This is a genomic window from Streptomyces sp. DH10 (genome assembly GCF_029813805.1).
In the GTDB taxonomy this organism is placed as follows: Bacteria; Actinomycetota; Actinomycetes; order Streptomycetales; family Streptomycetaceae; genus Streptomyces; species Streptomyces coeruleofuscus.
Genome location: NZ_JARVKU010000003.1, coordinates 289339 through 302318, shown reverse-complemented (window position 1 = coordinate 302318; position 12980 = coordinate 289339). Strand labels below are relative to the sequence as shown.

Below are 12980 nucleotides of genomic sequence, written 5' to 3'. Positions count from 1 at the left end.
TTCGGTCAGGCCTCCGTTCCGGTGCTCTCAGCCGGAGCGGCGGACGCGGGAGCCTCGGCCTTGGGGGCCTCGGCGCCGGCAGCCTGCTGCGGCTTACGACCGCGCCGCTCGCCACCGCGGCCACCACGGGCCGGGCGGTCTGCACCGCCGCGGGCCGGGCGGTTACCCGCACGGGCAGCGGCGTTCTCGGCGCGGACCTCGGCGATGTTCTTGACGTCGCCCTTGTAGATCCAGACCTTCACACCGATGCGGCCGAAGGTCGTCTTGGCCTCGAAGAAGCCGTAGTCCACGTTCGCGCGGAGCGTGTGCAGGGGCACACGGCCCTCGCGGTAGAACTCCGAGCGGGACATCTCGGCGCCACCGAGGCGGCCACCGCACTGGATCTTGATGCCCTTGGCGCCGGCCTTCATCGCCGACTGCATGCTCTTGCGCATGGCACGGCGGAAGGAGACGCGGGAGGACAGCTGCTCGGCGACGGCCTGGGCCACCAGCTGAGCGTCCGTCTCCGGGTTCTTGACCTCGAGGATGTTCAGCTGGACCTGCTTGCCGGTCAGCTTCTCCAGGTCACCGCGGATGCGGTCGGCCTCGGCGCCGCGGCGGCCGATGACGATGCCCGGACGCGCGGTGTGGATGTCCACACGCACACGGTCACGGGTGCGCTCGATCTCGACCTTGGAGATGCCGGCGCGCTCCATGCCGGACGTCATCATCCGACGGATGGCGACGTCTTCCTTGACGTAGTCCTTGTACAGCTTGTCGGCGTACCAGCGCGACTTGAAGTCGGTCGTAACGCCGAGCCGGAACCCGTGCGGGTTTACCTTCTGGCCCATTACCGGGTTCCTTCCTTGCTGCTGACGACCACGGTGATGTGGCTGGTCCGCTTGCGGATCCGGTAGGCACGGCCCTGGGCGCGCGGACGGAACCGCTTCAGGGTCGGGCCCTCGTCGACGTAGGCCTCGGAGATGTAGAGGCTGTCGACATCGGTGTGGTCGTAGTTGTGCGCGGCGTTGGCGATGGCGCTGTCCAGCACCTTGCCGACCGGCACGCTCGCGGCCTGCGGGGCGAAACGCAGGACCGCCTGAGCCTCCGTGGCGTTGAGGCCACGGATGAGGTCCACCACGCGGCGGGCCTTCATGGGCGTGACGCGGATGTACCGCGCCTGGGCCCTGGCTTCCATGGTTGTCCTTCCAGTGTCTGTCATGGTCATTCCACCCCGCGCTTAGCGGCGCTTCGACTTCCGGTCGTCCTTGACGTGACCCCGGAAGGTGCGCGTCGGCGAGAACTCGCCGAGCTTGTGGCCGACCATCGACTCGGTGACAAACACCGGAATGTGGGTCTTGCCGTTGTGCACCGCGAGCGTGTGGCCGAGCATGGCCGGCACGATCATGGAGCGACGGGACCAGGTCTTGATGACGTTCTTGGTGCCGGCTTCGTTCTGGGCGTCCACCTTCTTGATCAGGTGGTCGTCGACGAAGGGCCCCTTCTTGAGACTGCGCGGCATCTAAACCCGCTCCTAGCGCTTCTTGTTCGTCTTGCGGCGGCGGACGATGTACTTGTTCGACGCCTTCTTGGGCGAACGAGTACGGCCTTCCTTCTTGCCCCACGGGGACACCGGGTGGCGACCACCGGAGGTACGGCCCTCACCACCACCGTGCGGGTGGTCAACCGGGTTCATGACCACACCACGCACGGTCGGGCGGACGCCCAGCCAGCGCTTGCGGCCGGCCTTGCCCCAGTTGATGTTGCTCTGCTCGGCGTTGCCGACCTCGCCCACAGTGGCGCGGCAGCGGACGTCGACCAGGCGGATCTCACCGGACGGCATGCGCAGGTGGGCCATGGAGCCCTCCTTCGCGAGCAGCTGCACCGAGGCGCCGGCGGAGCGGGCGAACTTCGCGCCGCCGCCCGGACGCAGCTCGATGGCGTGCAGCGTGGTACCGACCGGGATGTTGCGCAGGGCCAGGTTGTTGCCCGGCTTGATGTCGGCCCCGGGACCGTTCTCGACGCGGTCGCCCTGCGACAGGCCACGCGGCGCGAGGATGTAGCGCTTCTCGCCGTCCGCGTAGTGCAGCAGCGCGATGCGCGCGGTGCGGTTGGGGTCGTACTCGATGTGCGCGACCTTCGCCGGCACGCCGTCCTTGTCGTGACGACGGAAGTCGATCACGCGGTAGGCGCGCTTGTGGCCACCACCCTGGTGGCGGACGGTCACACGACCGGAGTTGTTACGGCCACCCTTGCTGTGCAGGGGGCGAACCAGCGACTTCTCCGGCGTGGACCGCGTGACCTCGACGAAGTCGGCGACGCTGGAGCCACGGCGGCCCGGCGTAGTCGGCTTGTACTTGCGGATTCCCATTTCTCAGTCCTCGTCCGATATCGGACGATCCGACCCGCTTACGCGGTCGGACCGCCGAAGATGTCGATACGGTCGCCCTCGGCAAGGGTCACGATCGCGCGCTTGCTGTCGGCACGCTTGCCGAAGCCCGTGCGGGTCCGCTTGCGCTTGCCCTGGCGGTTGATCGTGTTGACCCCGGTGACCTTGACCGAGAAGACCGACTGGACGGCCTGCTTGATCTGGGTCTTGTTGGCGCTCGGGTCGACGAGGAAGGTGTACTTGCCCTCGTCGAGAAGCGCGTAGCTCTTCTCCGAGACGACCGGCTTGAGCAGCACGTCACGGGGGTCCGTGAAGGACTTGCTCAGCGGGGTCTCGACGGTGTTCTTGCCCTCGGTGGCGTGGCGGCGCGCCTTCTTGACGCGAGCCTCCTTGGCCTTCTTCGCGGCCTTCGAGGCGATAGCGGGGTGACGGATAGCCATCAGACCTCGCTCCCTTCGGTGTCGTTGGCCTTCGGGCCGGCGACGAAGGACTCGAAAGCGGCCTTGGTGAAGACCACGTCGTCCGAGACGAGAACGTCGTACGTGTTCAGCTGGCCCGGCTCCAGGATGTGGATCTGGGGCAGGTTGCGGGCGGACAGCCACGCGGCCTCGTCGGAGCGGTCGACGACCAGGAGCAGGTTCTTGCGCTCGCTGATCTTGCCGAACAGGCTCTTGGCGGCCTTGGTGGAGGGGGTCTCGCCCTCGACCACGCCGGAGACGACGTGGATGCGGTTGTGGCGGGCCCGGTCGGTGAGGGCGTGACGCAGCGCGGCAGCCTTCATCTTCTTGGGCGTCCGCTGCGAGTAGTCACGCGGCACGGGACCGTGCACGACGCCACCACCGGCGAACTGCGGCGCGCGGGTCGAACCCTGACGGGCGCGACCGGTGCCCTTCTGGCGGTACGGCTTCTTGCCACCGCCGCGGACCTCGCCACGAGTCTTGGTCTTGTGCGTGCCCTGGCGGGCAGCGGCCAGCTGTGCGACGACGACCTGGTGGATCAGCGGAATGCTGACCTTCTCGACGTCGAAGATCTCCGCGGGGAGCTCGACGGAACCGGCCTTGTCGCCCGCCGGCGAAAGGATGTCAACAGTGCTCATTACCTCAGGCCCCCTTGGCCGCGGTGCGGACCAGGACGAGGCCGCCGTTCGGACCGGGAACCGCGCCCTTGATGAGCAGCAGACCCTTCTCCGCGTCAACGGCGTGGACGGTCAGGTTCTGGGTGGTGACCCGCTCGTTGCCCATGCGACCCGCCATGCGGAGGCCCTTGAACACGCGGCCCGGGGTGGCACAGCCACCGATGGAACCGGGAGAGCGGTGCTTGCGCTGGGTGCCGTGTCCGGCGCCGAGGCCCTTGAAGTTGTGACGCTTCATGACACCGGCGAAGCCCTTGCCCTTGCTCTTGCCGGTCACGTCGACCTTCACGCCGGCCTCGAACACCTCAGCGGTGATCTCCTGGCCCAGCGTGTACTCGGAGGCGTCCGCGGTGCGGATCTCGACGAGGTGGCGACGGGGAGTGACGTCGGCCTTGGAGAAGTGGCCCTTGAGGGGCTTGTTCACCTTGCGCGGGTCGATCTCGCCGAAGGCGATCTGGACGGACTCGTAGCCGTCGACATCGTTCGTACGGACCTGGGTGACGACGTTGGGCCCGGCCTTGACGACGGTGACCGGGACGACGCGGTTGTTCGCGTCCCACACCTGCGTCATACCGAGCTTCTCGCCCAGGATGCCCTTGATCTGCTTAGCCATCTCTCAGATCACCGGCCTCAGAGCTTGATCTCGATGTCGACACCGGCCGGGAGGTCGAGTCGCATCAGAGAGTCAACGGTCTTGGGGGTCGGGTCGAGGATGTCGATCAGGCGCTTGTGGGTGCGCATCTCGAAGTGCTCGCGCGAGTCCTTGTACTTGTGCGGCGACTTGATGACGCAGTACACGTTCTTCTCAGTGGGCAGCGGCACCGGGCCCGCGACCGACGCACCAGTACGCGTCACCGTCTCGACGATCTTCTTCGCCGAGCTGTCGATGACTTCGTGGTCGTAGGCCTTGAGCCGGATGCGGATCTTCTGTCCCGCCATGGCTACTAGTAGTCCTGTCTCTCGTAACGCTCTGGAACCCGGCGTTCCAGCCCTTCTGTCCGACCCACGCGGTCGGGCGTGTCGCTCTTCCGCTGACACAGATGTCCCTTGTTCGAACATCCCTTCCAGGGAATGCACACGGCCCTTCCGGAACCGCAGACCGAGGCCAGAAGGCCACCGGGTGCCTGGCCAGTGCCGCACTGACACTTCCCGAAAGATTCCCGTACGTCCGCCCCAGCGCTGCCGTGTGGCAGTTAGGACGACGAGTACTGTGGGACTCGCTTCCGGTCCTCCCGGCGGGAGGCGCGCAGCATCAACACTCGACCGAGCAACTCGGACAGTCTGCCATACGGGGCATGGCAGACGCCAATCGAGCCGGAGAGAATACCCCGGGGGTGATGTAGGTCAAACCGGGTGCCCGCACGCTCCTGCCGCCGATGATCAATCGGAAGCCGTCGGCCGGATCCTCCTGGTGAGCTTCTGCACTGTCTCGTCGGGGGTGGGAGCCAGAAGCCAGACGTCGTCCATGCCGGCGTAGACCGATCCGTCCTCCGCCATGGCCAGGTGCTGGTTCCCACGGTCACGCATGCCGATGGGGTACAGACAGACGCCCGCCCGCTCGGCGAGGTCTTCGATGATCTCCGCGTCCCAGATGGCGAGCAGCGGGTCGAGCGAGAACTCCAGCCAAGGCATGGAGTCCCACGGTTCCCGGTGAGGAGCGCCCACGGCTCCGAACTCCGTCAGGAAGCGCCGTGCCGCGTCGTGGATCTCGAACTCGCAGGTCTGCAGAAGGATGCTCTCCCAGGTCTCCGTGGGAACGGACCGGCCCGGGAACCAGCCGCCCGCCCGCAGCACCCGGTCCGTCTCCTCGGACCAGCGCAGCCCGGCGTCATGGCCGGTCTCCACGGTGTGCAGTCGACGCCAGAATGCGTGCTCACCCGCCGACACCGCGGGCGTCCAGAGGTCGCACCGGGCCGCCTGCGCCTCGACCAGACGGTCCAGCGCCCGGTCGGTTGTCTCGGCCAGCAGCTCCACGCGGTCTCTTACGAGGTAGAGCGCCCCGTCCTCGGTGATGCCGAGGAAGCCGGCGCCTTCGTCGGCCGTCCCAACGGGGTAGAGGGACGCCCCCGCTTCCCGGCTTGCCGCCGCGAACCGCTCGTCCTGCCAGCCGGCCTTGAGGGGGTCGAAACGGATTGCCGACGAGGTGGTGATCGTGTCGGCAGGCCAGCCGTACGTCACCAGAGCGCCGAATTCGGAGAGGAACCGGCGCGCGGCGTCGTGGGCCACGAAGGACCCGCGCTCGCGCAGGATCGACTCCCAGGTGCCTGTCGGCACCGAACGGCCGGGGCACCAGCCTGCGCGGCGCAGCACCTCATCGGTCCGCGGGGACCAGCCTGGCGTTTCTCTCATGCCCGTCTGGGCGCCGGGACGCCATCGACGGCGCTGGGGGTCAGGTCGGGAAGTGTCGTCCCGTACTCGCGCAGGACAACGACGAGCTGCACCGGTGCTTCGGTGTCGTCGTGCTTGACCCCTGCCAGAAGCACCTTGTCGGAGACTCTCCATGCGGTGTGATCGATGAAGTCCGCCCCGCCCGTCAGGTCTTCGTCGCACACCTCGAGGCGAGCGCCGAGCACCCCGGACTCAAACTGGGAGACGACACCTGGGAGTTCGGCGACAGCGGCGTCGTACAAGTCGTCCAAGTACGTGTCCGGGTCGGGCCACTCGTCGGCGACCTCGCGAAACCAGAGGGTGAACTCCACCTCCACAGGCCCGTGGCCCTGGATCCAGGCGCTGGCGTCGTCACGCCTCCAGGTGGTCGCCCAGTCCTTTGCCGGATTCCGGCGCTCGCCTTCCCAGCCCGATGCGGAGAGCACCGCTTCCACGGCCTGACCAGTGAGCCCGTCGAGGTCGGACAGCTGACTCAGTTCTCCGCTCACGTTTGAGCAAACCGTCGGCTGTGTCGAACTCGTCCTGCGCGAGGTCCTGCCCCGGCCTGTCCGGCCTTCATGCCTGTCATCCGTCATCCGGACGCGCCTCACAATGTTCCTTGAACGCTTTCTTGAAGGACTGCGGGCTCGAGTCGTCCACCGGGTTGTCCATGTCCATCAGGGGGAGGTTGATCTCCACCACGGAAATCTGCCGCTCGAAGTGGTGAGCATTCCACTCCTCGATTGCGCGAAAAGAGCGCGATGCCGCGAAGTAGGCGGGTTGAATGTGCGCGTATTCGGCCTGGACTTTCCATCCTCCCTCGGCGTCCCTGGTCATGGGCCTGCCGGGAGGCACGATGATGAGGCTGTGCCAGCCATCGCCCCGCCGGTTCTCCAGGATCTGGGCATGGTTGACGCCGGGGCGTCCGCCGTACCGTTCGAGGGCGAAGATGCCGGCCATGAGTACCGCGTCGACAGGAGTCTCGGCCCGCAGTCCCGGCTGGCAGATCACGTCTCCGCACCCCTCGAAGACGCGCTGCCACCTGTCCAGCGTGTCGGTCTTCTGCGAGGTGATCACTAGGCGCACAACAGCTCTCCTGCTCAGGGAATCGGCATGCCGGGGAGGATCCGAATCCTCCCCATCTGTTCGAGGACCTCGGTGGGCAACGCGAGCGCTTCGATTCCGCCCGCCTCCACCAGATCAACTCGACTGATATCCGGAATGGTATCTCTTCGGATGGTGGACCGCACCAGCGTATACGCTCCTTCGTGGGGGAACCTGCTGTACATCTCCCGTGCGTAGGAGGCTGCGGCCTCAGCGGTGGTGGAAAAGTACTTGGTCTCGATTCCTTGCGGATTCTGGAACGTTCGTGTGCGCAGGATCTGACCGAGTTCCCCGTCCATCACGGCACGGTAGAGATACATTTCACCCGGATTCAATTTGTCCAGGCGGCCTGTGCAGGACAGCAATCCCAGGGGATCGATCCAGCTGTGAGGATTGTCCACATAGCCGTAGTGGTTCGGGTCCGGCTCCAGTCCCAGAGGGTCAGGAGTCGTGTACCGGCCGATCGCCGGGTCGTAGTGACGCTGGTAGTTGTAGTTCCACCCGGTTTCCGGGTCGTGGTATTGGCCGGGGAAACGCAATGGCATGTCGACTGTGCCGTCCATGCGCCCCTCGGACACGCCCCACAGCGTGGAGCGGGCCTGCCAGGCGATGGCGCCGGCCTCATCGATGAGTTCGGTCGGTGTCCCGACAAGGTCGGTCACGATGGCGTAGAAGCGGGAGTCCACGTCTTGCTGGGACAGCCGCCGACGCTGCGTCAAGGCGTGCTGGTCGCGATAGTCCCACGTCAGAACTTCCCGTTCCGCATCGTCACTCGCGCCGCCGCCGGTCTGCTCGACCAGCGTCGCGTCATGCCAGGTGAAGCGGACCTCCTCGTCGACCTTCCCCTCGGCGGTCAGGCGCTGCTTGGCCACTCGTCGGCCCAGTGGGTCGTACCGGTACCTCCACCGGGTGCCATCAGGCGTGGTCACCGCGATGAGACGGTCCTCCGCGTCCCATGCGTATGTCCAGGTGGACGTCCTGCCCGACAGGGTCCTGGCGCGCCGAAGGACAGTCCTGCCGGCCCCGTCGTACTCGTAGCGGGTCCTCCCCGCACGCGCCACCCGCGTGCCCAGGTATTCCCGCTCGCCCAGGGCCTCATGATGCTCCGGCCAGTCGGCGATCAGCTGATTGCCGATGGCGTCGTAGGCGTAGTTCTCCCGTCCTGTCGGACGCTCGACTTCCGTGACCCGGCCCAGCGGATCCAGACCGAACGTCGTCGTACCCAGCCGGTCGTCCGCGATCGAGGTCAGATGGTGATCGTCACGGTAGGAGAAGGTGCGCTGCCACAGTGTGCGGTCCTGGGAGTTGGCCGCCTGGTTCCGCAGGTTGCCGGCCGCGTCCCAGGAGTGGCCGAGGACGATACCCGCCGTGAGACTCCGTTGTGCTTCCCTGCCGGTGGCGTCGTAGGTGAAATCGAGCCGGTGGTCGCCCGCGAGCAGACTGACGGGACGCCCCACCGGGTCATAGTCGTAGCGGCTCTCGGCTCCGCTGGGGGTCCTGCGCCACACCATGCGGCCCAGGGGGTCGTACGCGTATCGGGAGACGCGATCGTCGCAGACTTCCGTGAGGATCCTGCCCAGTGGATCCCTCTCGAAGGTGAGCTCCGCATCCGGACCGACCGCCTGTACGAGCCGACCCGACAGGTCATACGCGAAGGTGGTACGCGCCCCGGCGGCGTCTTTCTCGCGGATCCGCCCCAGCACGTCGCGGACGTAATGGATCTGCTGTCCCAAGGAGTTCACCCGGGCCGTCAACTGGCCCGCCGCGTCGTGCACATAGCGAACCGTGCGGTCGTCGAAGTCTGTCTCCTGAATGAGCCGTCCGGCGGCGTCGTAGGAATACCGCCAGCTTGCGCCGAGCGGGTTGGTTACCGCGGTGAGGCGGAGTTCGGTGTCCCGCTCGAACTCGAAGCGTGACCCGTCGGGGTTCGTCTGGGCCCGCAGAGCGTCGAACGGTCCGTACTCGTACCGATGGACGGCGCCTGCCGCGTCAGTGCGGCTCAGGCAGTTGCCCTCTCCGTCCCAGGTCCAGGACCACTGAGAGCCGAGCGGGTCGATGTGGCGCGTCGGCCTCCCCTCGATCGTCCACTCGAGGCGAGTGAACGCGCCCCCCGGAGCGATGATCTCGACAGGGCGACCGAAGGCGTCGCGGCGGTAGGAGGTGGTCTCACCGAGCGGGCTCACGACGCGGACGGGGAGGCCCGCAGCATCGCACACAAACTCCGTCGTGTTGCCCGTCTCGTCTGTGACGGACGCAAGCCCGCCGTGGTCGTCGTAGGTGTAACGGACAACGCCACCGGCGGGATCGACGACGGCGGTGCGGTTGCCGGCCGCGTCGAAGGTCTGCTGCCACTGAGCTCCGTCGGCGTGGGTGATGCGCTCCGGCATTCCCAGTTCGTGATAGTCCACACTCAGCCTCCGGCCGTCCGCACGCGTCACCGTGGTGGCCCGGCCCAACTCGTCGTAGGCGTAGGCGGTGGTACGGCCGAGTGCGTCAGTGATCGTCAGGAGGTTGTCGTGGTCGTCCCAGGTCCGGTGAGTCCGCCCACCTAGTGGATCGGTTTCAGTGACGAGTTGGTACCAGTCGTTGAAGTCGTAGACCGTGGTGTGACCCAGCGAGTCGGTGAAGAGTGTGCGGGAGCCGTCGCTCTCATAGGCGATGTCGCTGTTGAGGACACCTTCGGCGCCTCGGGTACGGACACACCGGCCCTGGTCGTCATAGACGTAGCGGTACCAGACGCCGTTCCTGTCCTGCCAGCCGGTGATCCGACGATGACTGTCGTAGGCGAACCGCAAGGGCTGGGCAGAGGAATTGTGGATCTCGGCCAGGTTTCCCTGGCCGTCGTAGTCGTACCGCACAAGAGTGGGCTGCTCGGGATGGCTGAGCAGAGTCAGCTCGGTGACACGGCCGCTCTGGCAGGTCACTCCCAGGCGGTAGCCACCGCTGTGCACCAACTCGCGAAGGTCACCCCCCGGACCGTAACAGACGGTCATCATATTGCCGTTATGGTCGCTGATCGCAGCGAGGAGCAGCTCGTCGGTGCGGCAACCAGGCAAGGAACGGAAGTGGAGCATCCGCTCAGCCTCGGTGTCGCGCACCACGATCTCGCCCCCGGATGACCCGTCCCAGGTCAGCGGCCAGCGTGGCCCCACCACCGGAAAGACGGCCGCGTCCGCCTCCGGTACCGGATAGTGCAGAACCATTCCGTCGGCGGCGTCGAACCGTACTCCGGTCGAGTCGAGCTCAAGGCGCTGGTCGAGTGTGGACATCCAGGTCACTCCGAAGAGCCGGCCGGTACGCACACTGCTGCGATGGTGGCGTTCCAGGGCGAGCGGGAGTACACCCGGCAGGCTCACGTCGGTCGCCGACATGACGACCTCGCCGGTCGCCATGTCCACCGGGTCGGTGCGGCAGAAGAGCTTCTTCATCTGGCGACCCAGGGCGCCTGCGCTTTTGCCGAGCCCCTTGACCCCGAGCGCCATGCCTTTGAGCCCGGTCTTGCCGAAGGCCTTCAGCCCCTTGGCAAGGCCGCCGAGGGTGGTCAGCCCCTTCATGCCGGGTATGCAGTCCAGCGCGGCCAACCCCACGTCCCATAGAGACGCTTGGCCCTTGGAGTATTTGTAGAGCGTGTCGGCCAGGACGACCGCCGCAGCGATCAGCACGATCGCACCCAGGATCGGGCCACCGATGATCATCGCGACGATCCCGAGCACGGCCACGACGACCTTGCAGACCGCGACGATCGTGTCCCAGTTGTCGACGAACCAGTCGCCGACCTCCTCCCACCACGACCGGTTCTGAATACCGGCATCCGAGGCCTCGTCGATCTTCGACTTCGCCTCGCGGGCCGCCTCCTCGCGCATCTTGCGCGCGTCCTCGGCCATCTTCTTGGCGGCAGCCAGGGCGTCCTGCGCGTCGGACACGTCCGACTGCGCCTTGGACTGGGCCGACTTGGCGTGCTGCACATCCCGGGTCGCCGCCCGCACCTTCGCCTCGTCCGGCTTCTCGGCGCTCTTGCTACCGGTCGGGTCGTCCTTGTACTTGTCCGCCTCCTTGCCGGCCCGCGTCACCCACGAATCGGCCGAGGTGAGACGCGACTGGGCCGAGGAGAGGTTGTCCCGCGCCTCACGACCCTTGACCAGAGCCTTGTCCGCCAGCGACTGCGCCCGCTCCAGCTTCGGCCAGAAGTCCGTCAGCGCATCCCCGCACATCTCATAGGACTTCTTCAGCTTCTTGAGGTTCTTCGGGACATCCGCGAAGTCCTCCTTGAAGACATCCGCCGACTTGCCCGCCCACTCAAGCAGCGTCCCCTCCCCCGCCATGCCCTTGACCAGTCGTAGCGCCTCGGAGACATCGTCGGCGAAGTCGTGCAACTGCTTCGCAAGCGTGCGCACCCGCTGCGGATCACCAGGGGTCGGATCCTTGTCCAGATCCAGGACATGCCAGTCCGCAGGCCTGTGCCCCGCCATACCGCAACCCCCGTCACGCCCACACCAACGTCAACAACCGTATGCACACGTGAACTTACAGGGCACAGTCATTCGAGGTAAACGCGAGGTCCGACACCACGAACGGTGCCTGTGCGCGACTCGCCGTCAGTCACCGTCCATGTCTGCCTGATCTATGCCGCAGAGGCGACGGAGGTGACGGGGCCGCCTGCCCCGCCCAAGACGGTGGGGGTCTGACCGGAGTCAGCTCGTGAACCGAAACGTCGACGTGATCGCGTCGAAGATGTCGAAGAAGGAGTCCGCGAGGTCGAGGACCTGACTGCTGCCGGCGACCAACGCCACCTTGCCCTCCTGGCCCGGCACGGGAATGTACGTCTGCACCAGCACAGCCCGGATGGTGCGGTTCAGCGCGTCGCCCGGAACGGCGATGTCCTCGATGCCGTACGTCCGCGCCGCCGGACCGACTCCCGGGATGTCGACGGTCGTCACCTTCCGCCAGGAGTCCCCTTCCCGCTTGGCCTCCTTGACCGCGAGCTGGCTCGCGATGGCGGCCGGGTCGTTCGACAGCGGCTCACCGCGCTCGTTGCGGCCACCGACCAGAGAGACGGTCACCGAGCCCGTGATCGGCGTGTCCCCGCCGAAGTTCTCCGCCATGCAGCCGCAGTACAGCGCGCCCGACTTCCACGCGTCCGCAGCCGCCTTCCGGAGAAAGTCGACGTACGTGTCCCGGTACTGCTCCAACTCCGGCCGCTGCTGCACCCGTTCGGTCACCATCCGCCGGATCGAGTCGTCCCGCGACTCCGGTCGTACGTCGAACTCCCACCACGACTCCGGCACCTTGATCCGGAAACCGCCCCTCTCGACGGTCAGTGCCTCCATGTAGCGGGCCATGACGCCGGCCTCCCCGTTCGCTCGATCACACGATGACTCGATCACTCGTGCGCTCATCGTGCCACTACTCCTACAGCGTCCAGAACGGTGAGTCCTTCGGTGGCGCAGGGCGTACGGGGTGCGTGCTGAAGTCGATGTCCGCGTCAGCGGTCGGGTCTCCGATCGGCAGGCGGTGCTGGCTGTCCGGGGCGTAGTACACCGCGTAGGCCCAGTACTCGGGCAGTTCATGTCCCATGAGCTGTAGGTCCAGGGCGACCCACTGTCGCGTGCCGTACGCCGCGTTGATCCTGGCGACCGCTTCTGCGCGGGAGATGCCGATGTGTTCCACCAGTACGTCTGTCATCTCGCGGAAGTAGGCGAGCATCTCGTCGTCGAGGGGCAGTACGAACTCCGTGCCCGTCGTGCCGGCCGTGTGGCACGCTCCGAATTCGACGAGCCAGCGCAGGCGCCTGACCTCCGCCACGAGACGCGGTACAGCATCTCTGGCCATGGCGATGAACGCGGCGTTCTCGCCCCGGCCCGTGTCCTCCACGGTGCCGACCCCGACCAGGTTCATGGCGTGGTCGTCGTCGAGGTTCCTGACGAACCACGGCCCCGGCGTGGCAGCCGCGCACAGCTCCTCGATCGCGTCCAGGTCGAGGTCGTCCGATGCGGGTTCCGAAGGCATGCC

14 protein-coding genes are annotated in these 12980 nt (G+C 66.7%); all 14 read right to left on the bottom strand.

Annotated features, from left to right (window positions below):
• Positions 1–5 precede the first annotated feature (5 nt).
• On the bottom strand, positions 6–830 hold the full coding sequence (gene rpsC, locus QC385_RS08315; protein WP_086560684.1) for a 30S ribosomal protein S3: 825 nt from the start codon (positions 828–830) through the stop codon (positions 6–8).
• The gene (gene rplV, locus QC385_RS08310; protein ID WP_010036727.1) at positions 830–1177 is read right to left on the bottom strand and encodes a 50S ribosomal protein L22; all 348 of its coding nucleotides are present in this window, start codon (positions 1175–1177) and stop codon (positions 830–832) included. The genes rpsC and rplV overlap by 1 nt, the downstream gene beginning before the upstream one ends.
• A 42-nt stretch (positions 1178–1219) precedes the next feature.
• Positions 1220–1501: a 30S ribosomal protein S19 gene (gene rpsS / locus QC385_RS08305; protein WP_003992359.1), complete on the bottom strand. Its 282-nt coding sequence runs from the start codon at positions 1499–1501 to the stop codon at positions 1220–1222.
• A 12-nt stretch (positions 1502–1513) separates the two neighbouring features.
• A complete protein-coding gene (gene rplB / locus QC385_RS08300; RefSeq protein WP_010036731.1) occupies positions 1514–2350 on the bottom strand; it encodes a 50S ribosomal protein L2 in 837 nt (278 codons plus the stop codon).
• A gap of 38 nt (positions 2351–2388) precedes the next feature.
• Positions 2389–2808 carry a 50S ribosomal protein L23 gene (gene rplW / locus QC385_RS08295; protein ID WP_279540616.1) on the bottom strand — a complete coding sequence of 140 codons (420 nt, stop codon included), beginning with the start codon at positions 2806–2808 and terminating at the stop codon, positions 2389–2391.
• Positions 2808–3464 (bottom strand): 50S ribosomal protein L4, encoded by a 657-nt coding sequence (gene rplD / locus QC385_RS08290; protein ID WP_279540615.1) that lies wholly within the window; start codon positions 3462–3464, stop codon positions 2808–2810. Before rplD ends, rplW begins: the two co-directional genes overlap by 1 nt.
• 4 nt (positions 3465–3468) lie before the next feature.
• Complete coding sequence (gene rplC, locus QC385_RS08285) at positions 3469–4113, bottom strand: 50S ribosomal protein L3 (RefSeq protein ID WP_059424828.1); 645 nt, start codon at positions 4111–4113, stop codon at positions 3469–3471.
• 17 nt (positions 4114–4130) lie between these two features.
• Positions 4131–4439, bottom strand: coding sequence for a 30S ribosomal protein S10 (rpsJ, locus tag QC385_RS08280; RefSeq protein ID WP_003948644.1), 309 nt, complete (start codon positions 4437–4439; stop codon positions 4131–4133).
• Positions 4440–4880: 441 nt separating this feature from the next.
• A complete protein-coding gene (locus QC385_RS08275) occupies positions 4881–5849 on the bottom strand; it encodes an SUKH-3 domain-containing protein (RefSeq protein ID WP_279540614.1) in 969 nt (322 codons plus the stop codon).
• Positions 5846–6376, bottom strand: coding sequence for a hypothetical protein (locus QC385_RS08270; protein WP_279540613.1), 531 nt, complete (start codon positions 6374–6376; stop codon positions 5846–5848). The genes QC385_RS08275 and QC385_RS08270 overlap by 4 nt, the downstream gene beginning before the upstream one ends.
• 76 nt (positions 6377–6452) lie before the next feature.
• Entirely contained in the window at positions 6453–6953 is a 501-nt protein-coding gene (locus tag QC385_RS08265; RefSeq protein WP_279540612.1) for a hypothetical protein, read from the bottom strand.
• A gap of 14 nt (positions 6954–6967) precedes the next feature.
• Positions 6968–11440: a DUF6531 domain-containing protein gene (locus QC385_RS08260; RefSeq protein WP_279540611.1), complete on the bottom strand. Its 4473-nt coding sequence runs from the start codon at positions 11438–11440 to the stop codon at positions 6968–6970.
• Between the two features lie 222 nt (positions 11441–11662).
• A complete protein-coding gene (locus tag QC385_RS08255; protein ID WP_279540610.1) occupies positions 11663–12310 on the bottom strand; it encodes a hypothetical protein in 648 nt (215 codons plus the stop codon).
• 70 nt (positions 12311–12380) lie between these two features.
• Positions 12381–12977, bottom strand: coding sequence for a hypothetical protein (locus tag QC385_RS08250; RefSeq protein ID WP_279540609.1), 597 nt, complete (start codon positions 12975–12977; stop codon positions 12381–12383).
• Positions 12978–12980 lie beyond the last annotated feature (3 nt).